At 60.2% G+C, this 24078-nt stretch carries 21 protein-coding genes; 15 read left to right on the top strand and 6 right to left on the bottom strand.

Going from position 1 to position 24078, the window contains the following annotated elements; all coding sequences use genetic code 11:
• Nucleotides 1-31: 31 nt before the first annotated feature.
• Nucleotides 32-532, bottom strand: coding sequence for a hypothetical protein (locus tag LA304_RS14690; RefSeq protein WP_224503917.1), 501 nt, complete (start codon nt 530-532; stop codon nt 32-34).
• Nucleotides 533-662: 130 nt separating this feature from the next.
• On the opposite strand from LA304_RS14690, the gene LA304_RS14695 reads away from it, so the two are divergent.
• On the top strand, nt 663-1073 hold the full coding sequence (locus tag LA304_RS14695; RefSeq protein WP_224503918.1) for a SufE family protein: 411 nt from the start codon (nt 663-665) through the stop codon (nt 1071-1073).
• A 35-nt stretch (nt 1074-1108) separates the two neighbouring features.
• Here the strand turns inward: LA304_RS14695 and LA304_RS14700 are convergent, their stop codons facing one another.
• Entirely contained in the window at nt 1109-1744 is a 636-nt protein-coding gene (locus tag LA304_RS14700) for a DUF1638 domain-containing protein (protein WP_224503919.1), read from the bottom strand.
• Complete coding sequence (locus tag LA304_RS14705) at nt 1741-2436, bottom strand: corrinoid protein (RefSeq protein WP_224503920.1); 696 nt, start codon at nt 2434-2436, stop codon at nt 1741-1743. The genes LA304_RS14700 and LA304_RS14705 overlap by 4 nt, the downstream gene beginning before the upstream one ends.
• A gap of 88 nt (nt 2437-2524) precedes the next feature.
• Between LA304_RS14705 and LA304_RS14710 the strand changes: the two genes are divergently transcribed.
• Complete coding sequence (locus LA304_RS14710; protein WP_224503921.1) at nt 2525-3625, top strand: PA0069 family radical SAM protein; 1101 nt, start codon at nt 2525-2527, stop codon at nt 3623-3625.
• A gap of 20 nt (nt 3626-3645) precedes the next feature.
• On the opposite strand, the gene bmt is transcribed toward LA304_RS14710, so the two are convergent.
• Entirely contained in the window at nt 3646-4662 is a 1017-nt protein-coding gene (gene bmt / locus LA304_RS14715; RefSeq protein WP_224503922.1) for a betaine--homocysteine S-methyltransferase, read from the bottom strand.
• 283 nt (nt 4663-4945) lie between these two features.
• Nucleotides 4946-5257 (bottom strand): DUF1476 domain-containing protein, encoded by a 312-nt coding sequence (locus LA304_RS14720; RefSeq protein ID WP_224503923.1) that lies wholly within the window; start codon nt 5255-5257, stop codon nt 4946-4948.
• A gap of 216 nt (nt 5258-5473) precedes the next feature.
• On the opposite strand from LA304_RS14720, the gene purC reads away from it, so the two are divergent.
• The 6 genes from purC (at nt 5474) to LA304_RS14750 (ending at nt 11758) form a co-directional block, all read left to right on the top strand.
• A complete protein-coding gene (gene purC / locus LA304_RS14725) occupies nt 5474-6238 on the top strand; it encodes a phosphoribosylaminoimidazolesuccinocarboxamide synthase (RefSeq protein ID WP_224503924.1) in 765 nt (254 codons plus the stop codon).
• Between the two features lie 30 nt (nt 6239-6268).
• Nucleotides 6269-6499: a phosphoribosylformylglycinamidine synthase subunit PurS gene (gene purS, locus LA304_RS14730; RefSeq protein ID WP_224503925.1), complete on the top strand. Its 231-nt coding sequence runs from the start codon at nt 6269-6271 to the stop codon at nt 6497-6499.
• A 139-nt stretch (nt 6500-6638) separates the two neighbouring features.
• Nucleotides 6639-7604 carry a homocysteine S-methyltransferase family protein gene (locus LA304_RS14735; RefSeq protein ID WP_224503926.1) on the top strand — a complete coding sequence of 322 codons (966 nt, stop codon included), beginning with the start codon at nt 6639-6641 and terminating at the stop codon, nt 7602-7604.
• A gap of 127 nt (nt 7605-7731) precedes the next feature.
• Nucleotides 7732-8400 carry a phosphoribosylformylglycinamidine synthase subunit PurQ gene (gene purQ / locus LA304_RS14740; RefSeq protein ID WP_224503927.1) on the top strand — a complete coding sequence of 223 codons (669 nt, stop codon included), beginning with the start codon at nt 7732-7734 and terminating at the stop codon, nt 8398-8400.
• A gap of 186 nt (nt 8401-8586) precedes the next feature.
• On the top strand, nt 8587-10371 hold the full coding sequence (locus tag LA304_RS14745) for a sensor histidine kinase (RefSeq protein WP_396022198.1): 1785 nt from the start codon (nt 8587-8589) through the stop codon (nt 10369-10371).
• 52 nt (nt 10372-10423) lie between these two features.
• The gene (locus LA304_RS14750) at nt 10424-11758 is read left to right on the top strand and encodes a sigma-54-dependent transcriptional regulator (RefSeq protein ID WP_224503928.1); all 1335 of its coding nucleotides are present in this window, start codon (nt 10424-10426) and stop codon (nt 11756-11758) included.
• A gap of 75 nt (nt 11759-11833) precedes the next feature.
• Here the strand turns inward: LA304_RS14750 and LA304_RS14755 are convergent, their stop codons facing one another.
• Nucleotides 11834-12382, bottom strand: a complete 549-nt coding sequence (locus LA304_RS14755; protein WP_224503929.1) for an NADPH-dependent FMN reductase — start codon at nt 12380-12382, stop codon at nt 11834-11836.
• Between the two features lie 707 nt (nt 12383-13089).
• Between LA304_RS14755 and LA304_RS14760 the strand changes: the two genes are divergently transcribed.
• From LA304_RS14760 to LA304_RS14790, 7 genes are all read left to right on the top strand, one after another.
• Nucleotides 13090-16164, top strand: a complete 3075-nt coding sequence (locus LA304_RS14760; RefSeq protein ID WP_224503930.1) for an Rne/Rng family ribonuclease — start codon at nt 13090-13092, stop codon at nt 16162-16164.
• Between the two features lie 140 nt (nt 16165-16304).
• Complete coding sequence (locus tag LA304_RS14765) at nt 16305-17057, top strand: cytochrome c biogenesis CcdA family protein (protein ID WP_224503931.1); 753 nt, start codon at nt 16305-16307, stop codon at nt 17055-17057.
• A 64-nt stretch (nt 17058-17121) separates the two neighbouring features.
• Complete coding sequence (locus LA304_RS14770) at nt 17122-18339, top strand: hypothetical protein (protein WP_224503932.1); 1218 nt, start codon at nt 17122-17124, stop codon at nt 18337-18339.
• Nucleotides 18336-19694 (top strand): cytochrome P450, encoded by a 1359-nt coding sequence (locus LA304_RS14775; protein ID WP_224503933.1) that lies wholly within the window; start codon nt 18336-18338, stop codon nt 19692-19694. Before LA304_RS14770 ends, LA304_RS14775 begins: the two co-directional genes overlap by 4 nt.
• Before the next feature lie 127 nt (nt 19695-19821).
• Nucleotides 19822-20868, top strand: coding sequence for a cysteine synthase A (locus LA304_RS14780; RefSeq protein WP_224503934.1), 1047 nt, complete (start codon nt 19822-19824; stop codon nt 20866-20868).
• Nucleotides 20865-23282 carry a DUF3772 domain-containing protein gene (locus tag LA304_RS14785; RefSeq protein ID WP_224503935.1) on the top strand — a complete coding sequence of 806 codons (2418 nt, stop codon included), beginning with the start codon at nt 20865-20867 and terminating at the stop codon, nt 23280-23282. The genes LA304_RS14780 and LA304_RS14785 overlap by 4 nt, the downstream gene beginning before the upstream one ends.
• Complete coding sequence (locus LA304_RS14790; protein WP_224503936.1) at nt 23279-23995, top strand: alanyl-tRNA editing protein; 717 nt, start codon at nt 23279-23281, stop codon at nt 23993-23995. Before LA304_RS14785 ends, LA304_RS14790 begins: the two co-directional genes overlap by 4 nt.
• Nucleotides 23996-24078 lie beyond the last annotated feature (83 nt).

Here is a 24078-nt window from a genome sequence, read left to right on the forward strand (position 1 = left end):
AGAGGGGATGTAAAGCCGATGCGCCCGTGCGTTATCTACGGACCTGCCGTGCGCCATCTGCGGCGATGACGATCACGGTGCGAATGCCTTCAAGCTCTTCGAAGGACAGGGATTTTGCGGCGGTGATGCGACGCTGAGCCTCTGTGCCGATCGGCGCGCTGCCGGAGGGTGCGCGCATGCGGAATTCAAAGGCGAGCGTGTCGTTGTTCTCGGTTGGGACGCGCACGAGTTGGGCGTCGTAGTAGCCCGTCGACGGGAGCGCGGCAGTGGCGGTCACGATCGCGCCAGAGGCGGAACGTACCATGCTCATGTCGGTGAGTGTTGGCGCGAGTTGACGGATGTCGACCAGAACAGGGTAGCCCTTTTTCGGCGCAAGCGTCGGGAGGATGACGATCTGATTTCCGTCTGCGTCAAGCTCGACCGGCTCCGATGAGCCGAACCAGTTCATCGGGTTGAACCGTGACTCACCAAAAGAGCTACAGCCCGCGAGCAGGGACAGAACCAGACCCGAAATAATCATCTGACGACGCATCAATGCCTCCCGCACAATTGTATGCCCAAGGGCTACACAAAAAGCAGAGGCTTGAAAAGGTCCGTTGCTGGACCTTCGCAGTCCGAGGGACTAAGTGTGGTCGGAGTATTTCATTGGAGTGGGTGCACCTATGGCGAACGAAGCTTTTGAAGAGTTGGTCGAGACGTTCGAATTTCTGGACGATTGGGAAGATCGCTACCGCCATGTGATCGAAATGGGCAAAGCATTCCCCCCGCTGGATGACGCCTTCAAAGTGCCGGCGACAAAGGTGGAGGGCTGTGCGTCTCAGGTCTGGCTCGTGCCGACAATCGAGGATGGAACGTTTGATTTTCAGGGCGCGTCCGATGCCATGATTGTGCAGGGTCTCATCGCGGTTTTGCATGAACTCTATGCCGGTCTTTCGCCGAAAGACGTGGTCGCGGTGGATGCGCCTGCGGAACTCGCGCGTTTGGGTCTGGATGAGCACCTGTCCTCCCAGCGCTCCAACGGTCTGCGTGCCATGGTGCAGCGCATTCGCGAGACGGCTTCAAGCGCGGCGTAACGCCGGACTTTTGAGTATTTTGGCCAAGAAGAAGATCAGGCGCGGAGAAAGCGGTCCAGATCTCCGTAGCCTGTAAAGCGCCGTTCGAATTTCAGCCCCATGCGATCTGCGCAGCGTTCTGCTGTCGCGGTCAGCTGCGGATCCTCAGTCTGTGCGAGGTAGACGAGGGTTTCGTAATTGCCGAAATACATCTGCAACAGGTCTGGGTAGCGGTCGAGGCCGAGCGGTTTCCAGACGAAGGCGTCGAACTGACGGGCGAGGAAGTCGGTGAGGTAGAAACTCGTTACCTCGTTGCGGGTTGCGAAGGTCTCGATCCCGTCGAAGAAGGCGTAGCAATGAGGGGCGTCGATCATCTCGGCCCCGAGGCGGTCGCACACTGTTTGCAATTGGCCGCCTGTGCCGCAATCTCCGTAGGCCACGAGAAAATGGTCATAGTCCGCGCGGTGTTTGAGGATCGCGGCCTCAACGGCATCTGGGATTTTGGCGGGGGAATTGTGCAAGATCGCGGGCAGGCAGGTGAGTGTCAGGTGATCCAGCCCGTTGGCCGAAATGAGCGCCAGCACCTCGCGCGCTAGGGCGCCGCAGGCGATCACGAGCGTTTTGCCTGTGCCTGTCGTGGAGAGACCCTGATCGCGCAGGGTCTCATCCGTTATCGTTTGGTCCGTTGTCACGCCTGATTATGGCGCGCAGCGACGAGTTTCTTTGCGGTTTCCACGGCAATCGCCGCGTCGTCGCAATAGGCGTCGGCGCCGATGGCACGACCAAATTCCTCGTTCAGAGGCGCACCGCCGCAGAGCACGATGTATTTGTCGCGCAGGCCTTGTTCCGCGAGGCTCTCGATTACCGTCTTCATGTAGGGCATCGTCGTGGTGAGCAGGGCGGACATGCCGATGATATCCGCGCCTTCGCGCTCTGCCGTGCCGATGTAATTGTCGGCCTCGGTGTTGATGCCGAGATCGATTATCTCGAAGCCTGCGCCTTCCATCATCATGGCGACGAGGTTCTTGCCGATGTCGTGGATGTCGCCTTTGACGGTGCCGATGACCATCTTGCCCATCTTCGGCGCGCCGGTTTCGACCAAGAGCGGTTTGAGGATGGCCATGCCGCCCTTCATCGCTTGTGCGGCGCGGAGCACTTCGGGGACAAACAGGATGCCATCGCGGAAGTCGTCGCCGACGATCTGCATCCCTGCCACGAGCGATTTCGTGAGGATGTCATAAGGCGTCCACTTGCGCTCAAGCAGGATTTCCACGGCTTCCTCGATCTCGTCTTTGAGGCCGTCGTAGAGGTCGTCCATCATCTGCTCGACCAGCTCTTCGTCGTTGAGTTCGGAGAGGATCAGATCGTCTTCTTCATCAGACATGGGCGTTTCCTTTCGTCTGTATAATTTTGCCAGATAGGCGGAGGAGAGCCTCTTGGCAAATGTTCTCATTTTGTTCTAGTTTCACGGCATGACCCGCGAATCCAGTTTTTTCTCTGAGACGCTGCCACTCGGCCTTGTTCCCAAGGCGCGGGGCGCGACGTCCAATGCGTCCGGCCGGTTTGAACGGCTGGCGCGCGAAACCTTTCTCGACGGCTGGGAGAGCGAGGTCGAAGATGTGACCGCACGCACCACCACCGTGGATGAACCCGTGCGCAAGATTATCACGCGCAACGACAGTCCCGATATCCCTTTTGACCGCTCCATCAACCCTTATCGCGGGTGCGAGCACGGATGTTCTTACTGCTTTGCCCGTCCGAGCCACGCCTACCTTGGCCTGTCGGCCGGTCTCGACTTTGAAACCCGCCTGACGCGCAAGAAGGGGGCGGCAGAGGCGCTGCGGCGCGAATTGACCGCGCGCGGATACGAGGTGGCGCCGATTGCCATCGGGACCAATACTGATCCTTACCAACCGATCGAGGCCCGCGACCGGATCATGCGGGAGGTTTTGGAGGTGCTGCGCGAGCACAACCATCCTGTGTCGATCACCACGAAGGGCACGCTCATTGAGCGCGATCTCGATCTTCTGGCGCCGATGGCGGCGAAGGGATTGGTGCAGGTGGGGGTTTCTGTGACGACCCTCGGCTCGCGCCTGTCGCGGCAGTTGGAGCCACGTGCGCCCGTTCCTGCTCGTCGTCTCAAGACGATCCGCGCCTTGGCAGACGCCGGTATTCCGACCCGCGTCATGGTCGCGCCCGTCATTCCGGCACTCACGGATCATGAGTTGGAGGCGATTGTCACAGCCGCGGCCCAGCACGGGGCGAAGGCCGCGAATTACATTATGCTGCGCCTGCCCAATGAGGTGGCTCCGCTCTTTGAAGAGTGGCTCGCCACCCATGTCCCCGACCGTGCCAAGCGCGTCATGAACCGTGTCCATGAGCTGCGCGGGGGCAAGGCCAACGACAGCCGCTGGGGCAAGCGGATGACGGGGGAGGGCGAGTGGGCCGAGTTGATGGCCAAACGCTTTGAGATTGTATTGGGGCGCACGGGGCTCTCGCGTGGATTGCCCGCGCTCAGAACAGATCTCTTCGCCGTGCCGCCACGGCCCGGTGATCAACTGTCCCTGTTCTGAGCTGCGCCCCGCCATTTGTGTTAGCCGCGACGACGACGGCCGGAGCGTTCTCGCTTCGCCGGGCCTTTGTCATCGGTGCCGTCGGACGCGGAGGAGAAGCCGCCGAGTTTCTCGACGATCTGCTCCAGCGTCGGACGTGGACCGCGCGGACGGGTTTCGAGTGCTTCACGCATGGCGCGCAGGTGCTCCGGCATGGTGCCACAGCAGCCGCCGATGATCTTCGCACCCGCGTCACGCGCCATACACGCATAGTCGGCCATGAGTTCCGGCGTGCCATCATAGTGGATGTGGCCGTCGACATAGCGCGGAATACCTGCGTTGCCTTTCGCAATAATGGTCCGTTCGTGGCCTTGGGCGGCAAAGCCCAGAACGGTGCGCAGCAGGTCGGAAGAGCCGGTGCCGCAGTTCGCGCCATAGGCGACCGGCGGGGTGTCCATTTTTTCGACCATGTTGGCAAGTTCCGCAGAGGTCACGCCCATCATGGTGCGGCCTGCGGTGTCAAAGCTCATGGTGCCGACCCACGGCAGACCTGCGGCAGAGGCGCCTTCTGCGGCGGCTTTGTATTCTTCGGGGGCGGAGATGGTTTCGATCCAGGCCACGTCTGCGCCGCCTGCCTTGAGACCTTCGGCCTGTTCCTTGAACATCGCGACGGCGTTCTCGTAGGTGAGCGATCCCATCGGTTCCATGATCTCGCCGGTCGGCCCCATGGAGCCTGCGACGATGATCGGGCGGTCGGCGGCGTCAGCAACTTTACGGCCGATTTCAGCAGCGGCTTTGTTCAACTCGAACACGCGGTCTTCTGCGTTGTGGAGCTTCAAACGCGCAGCCGTGCCACCGAAGGAGTTGGTCAGGAAGATGTCGGACCCTGCATCCACAGCGCCCTGATAGAGCTTTTCGATGTTCTCCGGCTTGTCGACGTTCCAAAGCTCCGGCGCATCACCGGACGAGAGGCCCATGTTGAAGAGGGTGGTGCCCGTCGCGCCATCGGCCAAAAGCCAGTCGCGTGTTTCAAGCAGTTTCGTGAGGGCGTCGGTCATCTTCGGCTCCGGAGTTGTGGGTGCGAAAAGCGCACCTTGGATCAGCGCATCAGGCCGCGCGGCAGTATACCGAGCGGGGATTTGGCGCCCGTGTGCCACGTCTGGCGAAAATTATCAAATTCAAACAGGTCATAAAGATGTTGAGCCAAATCTGAATTGGCGGTGGTCTGCGCGGTCAGAGACTCGGGGTTTTCCGACGTCGCCAGCCAAAAAATAAGGCCCGCACGAACGCGCGGGCCAAATTAGATCTCATTTGGTTTTCACCGGCTCGAAGCCGCCAATCTCAGGCCTCGACCAATTCTGCCTTCGCCTCTTTGAGATAGGCGGAATACAGGGCGCGGACTTCGTCTGCGGTGGTCATCGCTCCGACGTCTGCGGTGATCTTGCGGACCACGTCTTCTGCGCCTGCCTCCTCCATGTCGGCGCGGATGACTTCTACCACGTAGGCCTCAGCGGCATCTGCGGTTTTTCCAAGCTTTTCAGCGGCCCAGAGCGCGATCTTGCGATCTGCGCGCGCTTCGGCTTTGAACCGCATTTCGGCGTCATGCGCGTATTTTGCCTCAAAGGCAGCTTCACGTTCGTCGAATGTGGTCATAACAGGCTCCTCCTCATGCTGTTGTAAAAATTATGCCCACGCGCGCGGGTGCGGACAAGGTGAATCGATCAAATAGGCCGGAAATTTTCGCTATTTTCGGGGGTGTTGAAGGTGGGATATCATGGCCGAACTTGCTCTTGAGCGACCCTTGCCCTAAAGAGCGCTCTCAAGAGACGCGGGCGGTTGATTCCCGTCCCAGAAAAGGTTGGAGGCCCCATGGCGCGGCGCAAGAAAATCTACGAAGGCAAAGCAAAGACTCTCTACGAGGGACCGGAACCGGGAACTCTGGTGCAGTATTTCAAAGATGATGCCACCGCGTTTAACGCCGAGAAGAAGGCGACGATCGAGGGTAAGGGTGTTCTGAACAACCGTTTGTCCGAGTTCTTCATGAACGGCCTGACCAACCTCGGCATTCCGAACCACTTCATCAAACGCCTCAACATGCGTGAGCAACTGATCCGCCAGTGCGAGATCGTTCCGCTCGAAGTGATCGTGCGCAACTATGCTGCGGGCTCCATGGCGAAACGTCTGGGCCTCGAAGAGGGCCTGCGCCTGCCGCGTCCGATCATCGAGTTCTCCTACAAGGATGACGCGCTCGGCGATCCGCTCGTGCCGGAAGAATACATTGTGTCCTTCGGCTGGGCGTCCCAGCAGGATCTCGATGACATCGTGGCCCTGGCGCTGCGTGTGAACGACTTCCTGTCCGGCGTCATGTATGGCGTGGGCATCAAACTCATCGACTTCAAAATCGAGATCGGTCGCGTTTGGGATGGCGACTTCATGCGCCTTATCGTTGCCGACGAAATTTCGCCGGATAGCTGCCGTCTCTGGGACATCGAGAGCGGGCAGAAGCTCGACAAAGACGTGTTCCGTCGTGACCTCGGCTCTCTGACCGATGCGTATACCGAAGTGGCGCGTCGTCTCGGCGTGCTGCCGACCAACGGTCCGATCGGCGACGACACGCCGAAGATCATTAACTAATTCCAAGACATCCGCGAGAGGAACCCCACAATGAAAGCCCGTGTCTTTGTTATGCTGAAAACCGGTGTTCTCGACCCGCAAGGCGCCGCCGTGCAGCACGCGCTCGGTGCGCTCGGGTTCGACGGGGTAAACGAGGTCCGTCAGGGCAAGGTGATCGAGCTTGATCTCGCGGACGGCACCTCCGAGGAAACCATTGCCGAGATGTGCGAGAAACTCCTCGCCAATACGGTGATCGAGAGCTACCGCATCGAACTTCTCTAATACCGAGGTTGCTTCACAACCTTTGAAAAGCCGCTCCCTTGGGGGCGGCTTTTTCGCATTGTGGTCCTGCGCGAGCTGCAAATTTCGGGAAAATCGGCATCTGTGGTAGTCTCTTCCGATCACAGGGGAGGACGGGAAGATGACACATGCGGGGGTTACGTTTCCACGGCAGGAGGGCCTGATCTATCTGGCCGAAGGCGGCGTTGAGACGGAGATCATGTATCGGCACGGACATAAGCTCCGTGAATTCGCGATGTTCGAACTCATGGATAAACCGGAGGCCGTCGCGGATATGCGCGATATGTATCGTCGCTATCTCGACGTCGCGGCGCGCTACGGGTTCGGGGCACTCATGGCTGGGTTTGATTACCGCGCGAGTCCGGATTGGGCCGAAAAGCTCGGCTATTCACCCGAAGGCCTCGTCGAGATGCAGCAAAAGTGCATCGACTTTTTGCGAGAAGTGTCAGCGTCTTATCGGGACGACCTACCGACCATCGCGATTGCAGGCTGTGTCGGGCCGCGCGGCGATGCCTATGAGTTGAACCGCGACATCACGGCTGAGGAGGCAGAGGAGTATCACAGCACGCAGATGGCGACGTTGAAGGATTGCGATGTTGATATCGTCTGGGCCGCGACACTCAATAACATTCCCGAGGCTGTCGGTATCAGTCGCGCTGCCGCAGCGGCGGGTTTGCCGGTGAACATCTCTTTCACGCTCGACAGCACGCATAAACTCAAGTCCGGCCCCACACTTAAAGAGGCCATTGAGACCACGGATGCGGCGGCCGGTATCGCAAAGCCAGACTCTTACGGGATCAATTGTTCTCATCCGGTGGAGTTCGCGCCCGCGCTTGAGGCGGGGGCGTGGAAAGAGCGGTTGCGCTCCCTTCGCCCGAATGCCGCCAAGATGGACAAGATCACGCTCTGCCAATTGGGCCACATCGAAGAGGGGGATCCCGAAGAGCTTGGCCAGATGATGGGCGATCTCGCACGGGCCTATCCGTCGATTGACATCTTGGGCGGCTGTTGCGGCACGTGGGACACGCATTTCGACCGAATTGCGCACTATGTCCGGGAGGCCCGTAAGGACCCGCAGCCCGCATAAGGAAGGCCGCAGGCGAGACAATTGCACATCGCGCGGGGTTCGGCGTCTGATCACACTTGATCCAAGCGCCGCCTCAGCGTATCAGGCCCCCAAGTTATCTCCGCTCATGCTGCCAAGGAGCTCCTCGATGAAAGCTGCCGTTCTGCAATTCCCCGGTTCCAACTGTGACCGTGACATGTTCACGGCCCTGAAAAAAGCCGGTGCCGATGTTTCGATGGTCTGGCACAAGGATGCGGAACTGCCGGAAGGTGTTGATATCGTCGGCGTTCCGGGTGGGTTCTCCTACGGTGACTACCTGCGCTGCGGTGCGATTGCGGCGAACTCTCCGGTGCTCGCCTCGCTTAAAAAGCACGTAGAGCGCGGCGGCTATGCCTTCGGTATCTGCAACGGCTTTCAGGTCCTGACCGAAGCGCGCCTCCTGCCGGGCGCTCTGCTGCGCAACGCGGGTCTGAAATACATCTGCAAAACCACGCCGCTCGAGGTTGCAACCACCGACAGCCCGTATACCTCTGCCTACACGCAGGGTCAGCACATCGGGATCCCGATCGCGCACCACGACGGCAACTTCACCGCTGATGAAGACACGCTCGACATGCTCGAAGGCGAAGGCCGTGTGGCGTTCCGCTACCTCGACAACCCGAACGGGTCCAAGCGCGACATCGCGGGCATTCTCTCCGAGAACCGCCGCGTGCTCGGCATGATGCCGCACCCGGAGCGCGCCGCAGAGCCTGCGCATGGCAATGAAGACGGCAAAGCCTTCTTCACCTCGCTCGTGGATGCGCTGGTTTCGGCCTGAGCCCGATCTCAAACCGGAATTTCGAACGCGCGTCCCTCTCGGGCGCGCGTTTTCGTTTGTCCCGTCGGATCGGGCCGCAAAAATCGGCAAACCTCCGCCCAAATCCGCGTAAACAGGGGGGAAATCGCCACTGGCGCACCTCACGCGCCCCTTGCGGCTCCGGTGCGGACAGGCGACACTGCGGCAATGAGTGAACGAGATCGCAGCGCAGAGGTCACGACGACCGTGCAACCCCGCACCATGAGTTGGGCAGGGCGTCTCGCGATATTGGCCTTTATCGCTGGGGCGGTCGGGGTCATCTGGGTCACCAATCTTTTGCTGACCGAGCGCTACACGACACTCACGCGCAACCGTGCAGAGGTGCGTCAGGCGCTCTATGTCGGCAACCTGTTGTCAGAGCTACAACGGAACGCCATCGTTCCGACGCTCTTGTCGCGCGATCCGGTCCTTGTTGGGGCGCTCAATTCCAATGACTTCCAACAGACCTCGCAGCACCTGATCACCTATGTGGATGAGATCGGCGCGGCGGGGATCACCCTTCTCGATGAAACGGGCCGTGTTGTCGCAGCGACGGATCGGGCGCTTTTGGGGGCAAACAACCGCCAGTCTCCGAATTTCGTCGATGCGCTGCGGTCTAACGATACGATTTTCAAAGCCACGCCGCGCGAAAACGGGGCCTACGAGTTCAGCTATTCGCGCCGGATCGACGTCTCGGGCGCGCTGGCTGGCGTGATCATGGTGCAGGTTGACCTTGCCAAGTTTGAAAGAAGCTGGGCGGGCATCTCGGACGCCGTGATCGTCGTGAACTCCGAAGGGCAGATCATCCTGTCGACGGAACCGCGGTGGCGGTCGAAAACGGAAACTGATGCGCTTGCCGCGCGTGATGCGCCGACGGCCATTGAGCGCGCGTTTCAACTGACGACGGATTGGAAGGTCAATCCGGATGATACCTATATCGGCGGCGAGGCCGTGATGCGTCTGGAAAGCCGCATTCCGTTCCGTGGCTGGCGCATGACCTCGTTCACGACCTATGCGTCCGTCCGCGAACGTGTGAACGGCTTTCTCGCGATTGAGATCATGGGGTTCGCCATTCTGCTCTCCGGTGCCTTCTATCTGACCTCACGGCGCGCTGTGTTCCGCGCGGGCCTGTTCCAACGCGAGAGCGCGGAACTGCGTCAACTCAACGCCGCGCTTCAGAGGGAGATCGTGGAGCGCAAACGCGCGGAGAAGTCGCTCGAAGTTGCGGAGCAGACGCTCGCGCAGTCGTCCAAGCTCGCGGTGTTGGGGGAAATGTCGGCGGCGGTATCGCATGAACTCAACCAGCCGCTCGCGGCGATGAAGACCTATCTTGCCGGTGCGCGGCTCCTGATCAAACGCAAACGGTCCGAGGAGGCGCTCGCGTCTTTCGGGCGGATTGACGACCTGATCGAACGCATGGGCGCGATTACGAAACAGCTTAAATCCTACGCCCGCAAAGGCTCTGACGCGCTCCAGCCGATTGATCTGCGCGACTGTGTCGCTTCTGCGCTCTCTATGATGGAGCCGCAGTTCAAACAGGGGTCCGTGGAAATTACGCGGACTTTGCCGCAGGAGCCTGTTATAGTGGACGGCGACAGGGTGCGACTTGAGCAGGTCTTGGTGAACCTGCTGCGCAACGCCTTTGACGCTTGTAAAACCGCAGGCGAACCCCAGATTGAGATCCTCGTCACCGGTGATGCGGAAGGCGACACTCAAGCAAGTGTGACTGTGCGTGACAACGGCACGGGGATCGAGGACCTCGACACTTTGTTTGAGCCTTTTTACACGACCAAAGCGCCGGGAGACGGTGTGGGGCTGGGCCTTGCGATCTCCTCCGGCATCGTCGCAGAACTTGGCGGGCGCTTGACAGCCCGCAACCGACCCACGGGCGGGGCGGCGTTTGAAATGGTGCTCCCTTTGTCAGAAGAGGGGCGCGTGGAAGCGGCGGAATAAGCGCGCATCTACGTAAAAGGTCTGACACGGACCGGAGGAAAGAGGAAAGACCATGGCGACAGCAATGAAAATCGCGATTGTCGACGATGAAAAAGACATGCGCCAATCCATCAGCCAGTGGCTGGCGTTGTCTGGCTTTGACACGGAAACCTTTGCGTCTGCGGAAGATGCGGTCAAATCGCTCGGCTCTGATTATCCGGGCGTTGTGATTTCCGACATCAAGATGCCGGGCATGGACGGGATGCAGTTTCTCAAAAAGCTCATGAGCGTCGATAGCGGCCTGCCCGTGATCATGATCACCGGCCACGGCGATGTGCCGATGGCGGTTGAGGCGATGCGTATCGGGGCGTTTGATTTTCTCGAAAAGCCGTTCAATCCGGACCGGATGACGGAACTTGCGAAGAAAGCGACCAATGCACGGCGTCTAACCCTCGACAACCGCGCGTTGCGGCGCGAACTGTCGGACGGCACCGGCATCATGAACAAACTCATCGGGGCCTCTCCGGTGATGGAACGTCTGCGCGAGGATATTCTCGATCTGGGGCAGGCGGATGGTCACGTCCTCATCGACGGGGAAACCGGCACGGGCAAGACCCTGATCGCCCACGCGCTTCATGCCGTTGGTGCGCGTGCCTCGAAGAAATTCATCACCTTCGCCTGCGCGGGTCGCGATGAAGCCGATCTGTCGAAACGCCTGTTCGGTCCCGATCCGGACGGCCAGATCCAGCCGCTGATCGAAGAGGCGCGGGGCGGGACGCTCGTACTCGAAGATGTGGAAGCGCTGCCGGAGGCGCTGCAGGCGCGGCTGCTCAAGTGGATCGACGAACAGGGCACGCCGCCGGAGACGCGCATCATTGCGGTCTGTAACCTCCAAGAGCAGGGCCGCACCTGTGAGAGCGCGCTGCGCGCCGATCTCTATTACCGCCTCGCCGCGATGAAGATCACGACCCCACCGCTGCGTCAGCGTGGTGAGGATATCCTGCTGCTGTTTACGCAACTGTCTCAGCAGTTCTCAGAGGAATACGGCTGCGACGCGCCGGAGGTGTCGGCCCAAGAGGCCGCGCAGCTCCTACAAGCGCCTTGGCCGGGCAATATCCGCCAGCTGATCAATGTCGCAGAGCGCGCCGTGCTACAAAACCGCCGTGGCTCTGGTTCCATCACCTCGCTGCTTCTGTCCGAGTCCGAGGCGCCCGAACAGCAAACGATGACCACCGAGGGGAAGCCGCTCAAAGAGTATGTCGAAGCGTTCGAGCGTATGCTCATCGACAACACGATGCGCCGTCACAAGGGCTCTATCGTGGCTGTGATGGACGAGCTGTGCCTGCCGCGCCGGACGCTCAACGAGAAGATGGCCAAATACGGCCTGCAACGCGCGGACTACCTCTGACGCGCATCTCGGATACCGCAAAACAAAAGGCGCCCTCGATTGGGCGCCTTTTTCGTATTTGCGGTCCATAGCTCCTTAGATGTGGGATTTGACCCAAGCGGCATATGCCTCCATCCAGGATTTGAGGAAGTCTTCCGTGCCCTCGGTGACGATATTCTCATTTTCATCAAACATCTGGCCGAGGTTGCCGATATAGGCTTCCGGCTGTTGCATGGTCGGCATGTTCAGGAACACGAGTGGCTGGCGCAGGTGGTGGTTCGCACCAAAACCGCCAAGGCCAGAGGGGCTGCCCGTGACAATACCGGCTGGTTTGCCGTCCCAGACGCTGTGACCATAGGGGCGGGAGCCGACGTCGAGCGCGTTCTTGATGGCAGCGGGGACAGAGCGGTTGTATTCCGGCGTCACGAAGAGAACAGCATCGGCTGCGGCAACGTCACTGCGAAACCGTGCCCAGGCTTCGGGCGGCGTGTCAGTGTCGAGGTCTTCGTTGAAAAGGGGCAAGTCGCCAATTTGAACGAAATCGAATTCGAGGTCGGGGGGGGCGAGCTTGGTGAGGTTTTTCGCAAGTTTCAGGTTCAGGGAGTCTGTGCGGAGCGAACCGACCAGCAGAGCAACACGGGTCATAGCATATCCTTTCGAGTTGGCGCGCGGTGAAATGTTTTGCGCGATTATGCTGTTTGTTGGCTCATATATAAAACTTCTGTGCCATTATGCACTGTGCGAGATAGCCCTCGCCCTCTGTTCTCCTGCACAGAACTTTTGTGCCGCTCATGCGTTAGCGCCTTTCATTTCAAACCTGCGCCTTCGGGAATTGACAAAATTCACCGGCTAAATGCGGCCGATACACCCGAAAATGATATTTCGATGCATTTGCGTGTTGTCTAAACGCATATGCATGACTACTGATATAGAGGCATAGGTCCGTGTTCTGGTGCCTCTCTTCCTATTGCGGGAGATGAACTTGTCAGAACCGGAAACCCTGCATGACAGATTCGCTGCAGGCGCGGCTCGGAGCCGACCGTTGGGAAAACCCGGTCGATGCCCACCCGCCACCGCAGACCGATACCGCCGCGTGGCACGACAAAACCTGCGGCACGAACCGACCCGACGCCGTTTCGGCCTCTCGGGAATATGAATGGGCGCAAAGGTTGGCATGTCCGCCTCACGCGTCGGAGAAGAACCGCGATGCAACGCGCAGAGGCAAGACCAGAGACGATAGCGGGCGTTCGCGCCGCCGCTGGCCTGCCCGCGACCATCGCCACAATAAATCACCCGAATTCAACCCGCTCCTTTTACGGAGGCGGGTCGAAGTCGTGTGCTGAAAGACCCCAATGGCAAAGAAAATGCTCATCGATGCCACCCACGCGGAGGAGACCCGCGTCGTGGTGGTGGACGGAAACAAGGTCGAGGAATTCGATTTTGAATCTGAAAACAAACGCCAGCTTGCTGGCAACATCTATCTCGCAAAAGTAACACGCGTCGAACCGTCGCTTCAGGCTGCGTTCGTCGATTACGGCGGAAACCGTCACGGCTTCCTCGCGTTTTCCGAGATTCACCCGGATTACTACCAAATCCCCGTCGCGGACCGTGAGGCCCTGCTGGCAGAGGAAATGGCCTATGCTAAAGCACAGGAAGAGGAAGAGGAGCGCCCGAAACGCTCCCGCCGCCGTCGTTCGCGCTCCAAATCCAAGGCCGAGAGCGTCAAGGCGGATGATGCCGTAGAAACCAAGGAGGTTTCCGAAGAAACCAACGAGGGCTCTGCAGAGGCACAATCCCCCGCAGTTTCGGGTATGGACGTGATTGAACCCGAAGGCACCGAAGCAGATGCGATGATCGCGGATGCGGCGGTCGAAGAGGGCACATCCCCCGCATTCACCGTGCACGAAACGCCGGTCGAAGAGCCGACCGACGAACCGGAAGCTGTTGAAGAAGCAGCACCTGTTGCCGAGGATGCACCGGTTGAAGAAACCGCTGCAAAGCCTGAAGAGACGACAGAAGAAGCGCCTGCTGCCGAAGCTGCTGCCGAATCTTCTGATGCGGAAGAAGAGGCCTCTGAGGAGGACACCTCCGCAGAAGAAACTTCCGAAGACGACACGTCTGAAGATGACGACTCCTCTGACGATGACGCCTCCGACGATGACAGCGACGACGATGATTCCGACGACGACATCGAGAGCGTTGCAGATGACGACACCGAGGAAGAAATTCGCCCGAAACGCAAACCGCGTCCGCGCAAATACAAAATCCAGGAAGTCATCAAAGTCCGTCAGGTGATGCTCGTTCAGGTCGTGAAAGAAGAGCGCGGCAACAAAGGCGCTGCTCTGACGACCTACCTCTCGCTCGCTGGCCGTTACTGCGTGCTGATGCCGAACACCGCCCGTGGTGGTGGCATCTCCCGCAAGATCACCAACGCTGCCGACCGCAAGAAACTCAAAGAGATCGCAGGTGAATTGGACGTGCCGCAGGGCGCAGGCCTGATCGTGCGCACCGCCGGTGCCCAGCGGACCAAAACCGAGATCAAGCGCGACTACGATTACCTCAAGCGGATGTGGGAACAGATCCGCGAGCTGACGCTGAAATCGTCCGCGCCCGCCAAGATTTACGAAGAGGGCGACCTGATCAAACGGTCGATCCGCGATCTTTACAACAAAGACATCGACGAAGTGTTCGTTGAGGGCGAGGTTGGCTACCGCGAGGCCAAGGACTTCATGCGCATGATCATGCCGTCCCACGCCAAGAACGTGAAACACTACCACGACCAACTGCCGCTCTTCGCGCGCTATCAGGTGGAGAGCTACCTCTCCTCCATGTTCAACCCGACCGTTCAGCTCAAGTCCGGCGGTTACATCGTGATCGACGTGACCGAGGCACTCGTGGCGGTTGACGTGAACTCCGGCCGTGCGACGAAAGAAGGCTCGATCGAGGAAACCGCGCTCAAGACCAACCTTGAGGCCGCAGAAGAGGTCGCTCGCCAAGCGCGTCTGCGCGACTTGGCCGGTCTGATCGTGATCGACTTCATCGACATGGAAGAGCGCCGCAACAACACGGCGGTCGAGAAGCGTCTGAAAGACAAACTCAAAACCGACCGCGCCCGCATTCAGGTAGGCCGCATCTCCGGTTTTGGTCTGTTGGAAATGTCGCGTCAGCGTCTCCGCCCGGGGATGCTCGAGGCCACGACACAGCCGTGCCCGCATTGTCATGGCACGGGCCTGATCCGCTCTGACGACAACATGGCGCTCTCCATCCTGCGTCAGTTGGAAGAAGAGGGCACCCGCAAACGCTCCCGCGAGGTTCTGCTCAAGGCGCCAGTGGCCGTCGTGAACTACCTCATGAATATGAAGCGCGAAAAGATCGCGATGATCGAGGCGCGCTATGGCATGGCGATCCGGATCGAAGCCGATCCGATGCTCATTTCGCCGGATTACTCCATTGAACGCTTCAAGACCGCGACCCGCGTTGTGCCTGAAGTGACCGCGCCTGTTGTCTCCGCATCTGCCGATCTCATGGCGGACTACGAAGAGGACGAAGAGGATCAGGTCGAAGAGGCGGTTGCAGAGGAGGAAACTCCCGAGGCGACCGACGAAGACCAGAAGCCGAAGAAACGCCGTCGTCGTCGTCGTCGTCGCAAGAAGAGCGACCAGACCGAGGGTCAAGACGGCTCTGAAAACGGCTCTGACTCTGAGGAGAACGGGTCCGAGGACGAACCGTCCGAGGGTGAGGCTCAGGCCGCTGAGGGCGACGAGACTCCGAAATCCGAAGAGGCGCCTGCCGCTGAAGAAGCACCCGCCGAGAAGCCGAAGCGCACCCGCTCGCGCCGCAAGAAAGCCGAGGCACCCGCTGAGGCGACTGACGAGGCTGCGACTGAAACGTCTGAGGCAGAAGCTGCGCCTGAGGCCACAGAAGAAAAGCCGAAGCGCACGCGCACCCGTCGCAAGAAGACCGAGGATGCTCCTGCCGCAGAGGGTGAGGAAGCTCCGAAGCCGAAGCGCAAGCGTCGCACCAAGGCCGAGATCGAAGCTGACAAAGCGGCCAAGGCGGCTGCCGAGGCGGAGAAGGCTGCGGCTGAAGCTGCAGAACAGCCTGCGGAGCAACCGGCGGAGGAGCCCGCTCCGGCCGCCGAAGCGCCTGCGCCCGAAGTCGTTGCCGAGGCCGCATCTGAAGAAGCACCAGAAGCCGCGCCTGAAGCGCCTGCTGAAGAGGTAGCTGCGGAAGCAGCGCCAGCGCCCGCACCGGAGGAAACTCCGGCGGTTGAGCCTGTCGCGGAAGCACCTGCAGAGCCCGCTCCGGAAGTGGTTCAGGAAACAATGATCGCCGCAGAGCCGGTCGCCGAGGTTGCGACGGCAGAGGTGGCAGAGGCAGAACCCGCCGACGACAAACCGAAGCGTCGCGGTTGGTGGAGCCGCTAAGGCCAACGCCTAAAGATTACAGAACGGCCGGGGACATGCGCTCCGGCCGTTTTCGTTTGTTTCCCTATCCAACGCGAATGTGAGGGGCTGCGACACAGGCATAGCTAGGCAGAGCGCCCCTGCTGTGGCATGAGACTGTCATGTTCGGAATCGACCTCTTTGACGCAGCTTTGTTGCCCTCCATGTTTGTCGCGCTCGCGGCGGGCATCGTGTCCTTTTTGTCGCCCTGCGTTCTCCCCATCGTGCCACCCTATCTGGCCTACATGTCGGGGATTTCCATGGGCGAACTGACGGGCGGCGGACGCGCGTCGCGCAAGGCGATTGCCCCTGCGCTGATGTTCGTGCTCGGACTGTCTACCGTGTTCCTGTTCATGGGCTTTACGGCCTCGGCCTTCGGGATGTTTTTCCTGAAGAACCAAGCGCTTTTCGCGAAGATTTCCGGCGTGGTGATCATCATCCTCGGCCTGCATTTCCTGTCCGTGTTCCGCATTCCGATCCTTGATCGTGAGGCGCGGTTGGATGCGGGGGATAAAGGCGGCTCGGCTTTCGGCGCCTACATCCTCGGGTTGGCCTTTGCCTTCGGGTGGACACCCTGCATCGGGCCGCAGCTTGGCGCGATCCTGTCGATGGCGGCGTCTGAGGGATCCGTGTCGCGCGGCACGACGCTCCTCGCGGTCTATGCCATCGGGCTTGGCCTGCCGTTCCTTCTCTCAGCGATCTTCATCACCCGCGCTGTGGGCCTGATGAACAGGCTCAAACGCCACATGGCTCTGATCGAAAAGGTCATGGGCGGATTGCTCCTGTTCGTCGGTCTCATGATGCTCACCGGCGCGTTTTCGCGGTTCTCCTACTGGCTGCTGGAGACCTTTCCGGCGCTGAGCGCGCTCGGCTAATTAAGTCCTTAAACTTGCCGCATCCTCACGCTAGTCTGCCGGAAAGATTAAAGGTTTCCGCAGTATGAGCGACAGGGTGCAACAGGTGACACGGCGTCGGGTGTTCTACATCCCGGGCTATGATCCCATTCCGCCGCGCCGCTATCGCGAGCTCTATCGCAAGGAAGGCGCGGCTCAGTCCGACATTTCCGGTTATTCTCTGTCCCTCTCGCCCGCGCAGGGTGAAAATTTCGGCTGGTCTGTCGAGGCCGACATGGACGGCGCGCAGGTTCAGACGCGCTTTGAGGTGCTCGTCTGGTCCGACATCGTCCGCGAGAGTATGGAGGCACGTATTCTGCGCACCTATGCCATCCTCGCGCGGACGGCGTGGACCTATATTTCGACGGGGGCGTTGTTTCGGCTGATGAAGCTCCGGCGCGGGCCTGTGATTGCGGCGCTCTATCCGATTGGTGTGTTGCTCAGCCAGTTGCTCTTGGCGCTTCTTGTCGCGCATGTCACGGGGTGGGGGGCAGGTTTGCTGCATCCGCTGCTGTATTGGGGTGTCGGGGGCGCTGTCCTCGTCGGGCTGCTGCGGTGGTTCAAAGCCATCGACGGCAAGATTTTCGCCTATTATCTGATGCATGACTATGGGTTCTCTGCCCGTTGGCGCGGTGCAGAGCCGCCGGACCTGATCGCGCGTCTGGATCAGTTTCGCGCAGAGATTGCCGCCGCGTTGCATGAGGACTGGGATGAAGTTCTCGTCGTCGGCCACAGTTCCGGCGCGCATCTGGCGGTGTCCGTGCTCGCCGATCTGATCCGAGACGGGGCGACGTCGGGCGCAAAACCTGCGCTGTCTTTCCTATCGCTCGGGCAGGTGGTGCCGATGGTGGCGTTTCTGCCGGAGGCGAAGCGCCTGCGCCGTGATCTGGCGTATCTGTCAGAGCGAGAGGAGTTGTTCTGGCTGGACGTCACGGCCCCCGGAGACCCGTGTTCCTTTGCGCTTTGTGATCCGGTGAAGGTTTCGGGCGTGGCAACAGAGGCGCAGCGCTGGCCCTTGGTGATTTCGGCGGCATTTCGGGAGACATTGTCCGCAGAAAAACAGGCGGAGATGAAATACCGTTTCTTCCGCCGCCACTTCCAATACCTCTGCGCCTTCGATGATCCGCAGCTCTACGACTATTTCCAGATCACGGCAGGGCCGGTGACGTTGCGGGACCGGTTCGCAGGCTGTCTGCCAAGCCCCAGCCGCATCGACACACTGGCCAACCGCTATACGGACATGGCGCCGGAGGAGGTGCGATGATCCCTCCGAAGCCAAAAGCGCGGGCCGAGAAGGTGAGTTTTCGCCAGTATCTCAAGCTGTTCCGCCAAGACATTCTCTCTGCCCAGCCCGCGAAACTCTATCGCGCGTGGATGGCGGAATACCGGACGCCGTTTTTTCGGAGCTTTCTGGTCAACCAGCCGTCGTTGGTGAAACGGGTGCTCAATGACGAGCCGATGGAATTCCCGAAATCCGACCGGATCGCGGAAGGGCTGCGTCCGCTTTTGGGGGAAAGCGTCTTTCTCACCAACGGCGACACGTGGCTTCGTCAGCGGCGGATCATTGATCCGGCGTTTGAAGGTGGGCGGTTGAAGGACACGTTCCCTGCCATGCTTGCGGCGGGTGAGGCGATGGTCGCCGAGTTGGCGGATCAAGAGGGGCCGTTCGACATAGAACCCTTTGCCTCCAAAGGCGCGGCGGATGTGATTTTCCGGACGCTGTTCTCTATCCCGATCACCCACGAGACAGCGGCGCGGGTGTTTTCCGAGTTTCAAGCCTATCAACGCGCCCAGCCCATCCTCAACATCGCGGCGTTTATCCCGCTGCCGAAATGGGTGCCACGGGTCCACCGCCGTCGGACGCGGGAGGGGGCACGCGCGATCCGGCAGTTGATCACTGTGCTGACCGCAAAACGGCAGGCGGAGATTGCGGCAGGGACGGCGCCGGATGATCTGGCGACGAAAATCATGACAACCGCCGATCCGGTGACAGGCGAGACCTTCGCGACTGGTGAGATGGTCGATCAGGTGGCGATCTTCTTCCTCGCGGGGCATGAGACCTCGGCGACGGCGCTCGGTTGGGCGCTTTGGCTCCTTGCGGCGAATCCGGAGGTGCGGGACCGCGTCGCCGTAGAGGCCGCGCAATTGCCCGACGTGCCGGAATTCTCCGATCTCGCGAAGCTCCGGTTCACCAAAGACGTGTTCCGCGAAACGCTCCGCCTCTATCCGCCTGTGCCGATGATGGTGCGGGAGGCGGCGTGTCCGGTGCGGTTCAGAGAACGCGACGTGCCCCAAGGCTCACAAATCGTGCTCTCGCCGTGGCATCTCGGGCGCCATGAACGGTTTTGGGACAATCCCGATGCGTTTGATCCGGACCGCTTCCAGACAGAGAACGGCAAAACCTGTCTGCGTGAGGCCTATATCCCGTTCTCCTCGGGACCGCGCGTCTGCACAGGGGCCGGATTCGCGATGGTGGAAGGGCCGCTGTTTTTGGCGCTTCTGATACGGGCGTATGAGGTTGAAATCGTGCCTGATCGCGTCCCGACGCCTGTTGCACACCTCACCGTCAGGTCCAAAGACGGCATCTGGCTGCGATTGCGTCGGCGTCAGAGTGCTTGAGCGGGATGTTTGTTCTTCGTCTGATCTCTTTCGGGGAACTGCGTCCCTGACTGCGTGGCCCCGTCTTGAGTTCAAAGAATATGCGTCCTAAACATTCCAATACCGCGAGATAAAAGGATTACACGAAATGCCCGCGCCTTCGCCGCTCAAGAAAGATATGATCGACAGCATCGGCAACACGCCCCTCATCCGTCTGAAAGGACCGTCAGAGGCGACCGGCTGTGAGATTTACGGTAAGGCCGAGTTCATGAACCCGGGGCAGTCCGTGAAAGACCGCGCAGCGCTGTTCATCATTCAGGACGCTTTGGCCAAAGGCACGCTAAAACCGGGCGGCACCATTGTCGAAGGAACTGCGGGCAACACCGGCATCGGTCTCGCGCTCGTGGGGTCCGCTTTGGGGTTCCGCACCGTGATCGTCATTCCGGAGACCCAGTCTCAGGAAAAGAAAGACATGATCCGTCTTGCGGGCGCGGAACTGGTTCAGGTGCCTGCGGCTCCGTATAAGAACCCGAACAACTACGTGCGCTATTCCGAGCGCCTCGCCAAAGAGCTTGCACTCACCGATCCGAACGGCGTGATCTGGGCGAACCAGTTCGACAACGTCGCGAACCGTCAGGCGCATATCGAAGGCACGGGGCCGGAGATTTGGGAGCAAACGGGCGGCAAAGTGGATGGTTTCATCTGTGCGGTCGGCTCCGGCGGCACGTTTGCGGGCGTTGGCATGGCGCTTCAGCCGAAAGGTGTGAAGATCGGCCTGGCCGACCCGATGGGCGCGGCGCTCTACAGCTATTACAAAACCGGTGAGCTCAAATCCGAAGGCGGCTCCATCACCGAGGGCATCGGTCAGGGCCGCATCACGGCGAACCTCGAAGGGTTCACACCGGATTTCGCCTACCAGATCCCGGACGAAGAGGCGCTGCCGATTGTGTTCGATCTGTTGGAAAAAGAAGGGCTCTGCCTCGGCGGCTCCTCCGGTATCAACGTCGCTGGTGCCATGCATATGGCGCGCGAGATGGGTCCGGGCCATACCATCGTGACCGTGCTCTGTGATTATGGCACGCGCTACCAGTCCAAACTTTTCAACCCCGAGTTCCTCAAGGAAAAAAATCTTCCTGTGCCGGCGTGGTTGGATCGTGGACCGAGACCCGTTCCTGACGTATATGAAGGTGTATGATCACACGCTTTTTCGTTCGGCTTCTTTTCATCCTGACTTTGTGCCTGCCGCTTGCGGCGATGGCACAGGATACGGCTGTGCCGGACTACAAAGCGTGGGAAAGCAGCGCATCTGCTGCCGAGGATGTGATCGCCAACACCGAGGCGACGAACACCACGCTTGAAGACCTGCGTGACACACTTACTCAATGGCGAAGTCAGTTTCTCGATGCGCAAAACATCAATGCGGCGCGCATCGAGACGCTACATTCGCAAATTGATGCACTCGGCGATCCCCCTGCGGAGGGGGAGACCGAGAGCGACGACATCTCCAAGCGACGTGCAGAGTTAAACGCGCAACTCGATGAGGCGCAGGCACCGGTCAGATCCGCACAAGAGGCCTTTTCCCGCGCAAATGGCCTGATCAGCGAGATTGACGACATTCTGCTCTCGCGTCAGACCGATGCACTTCTCGAATTGGGGCCAAGCCCGCTCAACCCGACTCTCTGGCCGACCGCGTTCAAGGCCGTCACCGCGAGTGGCGTCGCCGCCTGGCAAACGGTCGTCGATAACGCGACATCCGAGACCGGGCAGATAGGGTTGCGGACAAACGCGGCGCTCATCGTCACGTTCCTCTTGGTGGCTCTCGTCCTCGTGGCACGGGGGCCGCGTTGGACGGTCCGTTTCACGGAGTGGATGAAGCAGCGCGTTTCGGGAGAATCCGGCAAGGGCGTTGCGAGCTTTGTTATTTCGTTTAGCCAGATTCTCGTGCCTTTCATTGGTCTCTTCGCGATCACCGTTGCGGCCAATGCTTCTGGACTGTTGGGGCCGCGGGGTGTCGTGCTCTCGACCGCTGTTCCGCAAATCGGTCTCGCGTTCCTGTTTTGGCGCTGGATTGCAGGGCGGATTTTCTACGCCACGGGCGCAGGCGATCCGATCATTGATCTGGGCGCGACGCGGCGCGTTGAGGCGACGACGATGGGGACGCTCGCGGGCATCATGTCGGTGCTCCATGGCGTCATTGCGTCTATTGCGGACATCGACGGCTATGATGCCGGCACGCGCGCTGTTCTGAATTTCCCGCTTGTTGCGATTGCAGCCTTTGCGCTCTTCCGCCTTGCGCGCATTCTGACGCCTGTGCGGCACGACGCCTCTGAGGAGGCTGCTTCCGAACCCACAGCAGAGCAGACCTTCGGTCAGATCATCCTGCGCACAATTGCGCGGGTCGTTCTGTTTGCCTCCGTTGTGGCACTTCTGCTCGGCGCAGCGGGGTATATGTCGGCCTCTGTCGGCATCGTTTTCCCGCTGCTGCGCTCCATCGGGCTATTGGGCTTTGTCGCGATCCTGTCGCGGCTGGGCTATGACCTCTACGCGCTCGTGATGCGCAGAGAAGAAGGGGCCAAGGACGCGCTTGTGCCGGTCCTTGTGTCCTTTGTCATCGTGCTCCTGTCTTTGCCGTTCTTCGCCCTCATCTGGGGTATGCGGGTTGAGCAATTGTTCGAGCTCTGGGTGCGGATTGAGGCGGGTGTGTCGCTCGGCGGCGTTACCATCTCTCCGGCGAGTTTCATCACGCTGATCATCGTCTTCGTTCTCGGTCTTGCGGTAACGCGCCTGATGAAGACGGCGCTCAAGACAACGATTCTGCCGCGCACCAAACTCGATAAGGGCGGGCAGAACGCCATGGTGTCCGGCGCGGGCTATGTCGGGGTGTTTCTCTCCGCCATCATCGCGATTGTGGCTGCTGGCATTGATCTCTCTGCGCTTGCCATTGTCGCCGGTGCACTTTCTGTGGGGATCGGTTTCGGCCTCCAGAACATCGTGCAGAACTTTGTGTCCGGTATCATCCTGTTGATCGAGCGGCCGATCTCGGAGGGGGACTGGATCGACGTGGGCAACGGCAACATGGGGTTTGTCCGCAATATCTCCGTGCGCTCCACCCGTGTGGAGACCTTTGATAAGACCGACCTGATCGTGCCGAACGCGGACCTGATTTCCAATCAAGTGACAAACTACACACGCGGCAATCTGATCGGTCGCGTAATCATTCCGGTCGGCGTCGCCTACGGCACCGATACGCGCAAGGTCGAGGCGATCCTACGCGAGATTGCCGAAGCACAGCCCATGGTCTCCATGAACCCTGCACCGCAGGTTCTCTTCCTCAATTTCGGGGCGGATGCCCTCGAATTCGAAATCCGTGCGATCCTCAAGGATGTGACGGCGATTGTGATGGTGAAGAACGACATCAACCACGCCATCGCGAAACGCTTTGGCGAGGAAGGGATCGAGATTCCGTTTGCACAGCGCGACATTTGGCTCCGTAATCCAGAGGCCCTCACTCCGCGCTCCCGTGCTGCGGAGGTGACGGCCTCCGAGGCGGAGGTCGAGATGGTTGAGCCGAGTGACCTCGACGGCGCCGGTGAGGGAGACTCCGAATGACCGAGGCGCTCTTTCGTGAAGACGCCTACTTGCAGAACGCAACCGGGCAGGTGACGGGTCACACGCCCGAAGGGGGGCTGATCCTCGACCGGACGATTTTCTATCCTCAAGGCGGCGGACAGCCCGGAGATGGCGGCTCGGTGAGCTGGGGAAGAGGTCGTTTGTCCGTGGCCACAACGATCAAAGGCGAGGGGGATGACATCATTCTCATTCCCTCCGAGCCAGCTCCGCTCCCGCCTGTAGGCACAGATGTGCGGCAGTCGCTCGACTGGATGCGTCGCCACGGTCACATGCGCATCCACACCGCACTGCATCTTCTCTCTGTCGTGATTCCACTGCCGGTGACGGGTGGATCGATCTCCGCCAACAAAGGCCGACTCGATTTCCAGATGTTTGAGCCGATCGAGGACAAGGCCGCTCTCGAGGCTGCTCTCAACGATCTGATCGAACGAGATCTGGTCGTGACCGATGACTGGATTTCCGAGGCTGAGCTCGAGGCCAATCCCGCGATTGTGAAAACCATGTCGGTGAGCCCGCCACGCGGGCAGGGGCGTGTGCGCCTCGTGCGGATCGGCCATGGTCGCTCTCAGGTCGATCTTCAGCCCTGCGGCGGCACCCACGTGGCCCGCACCGCAGAGATTGGCCGGATTCGCCTCGGCAAGGTCGAAAAGAAAGGCCGCGACAACCGTCGTGTGTCCATCCACCTCGACTGAGAGCGCCCCCTTTTCATGGGCAGCGTTAGCGCAAATTCGGTCTTTTTAAAAAACATTCATTTTTCTTGAAACTGGGGTTGCAT

The sequence above is a fragment of the Celeribacter litoreus genome (assembly GCF_020165855.1).
In the GTDB taxonomy this organism is placed as follows: Bacteria; Pseudomonadota; Alphaproteobacteria; order Rhodobacterales; family Rhodobacteraceae; genus Celeribacter; species Celeribacter litoreus.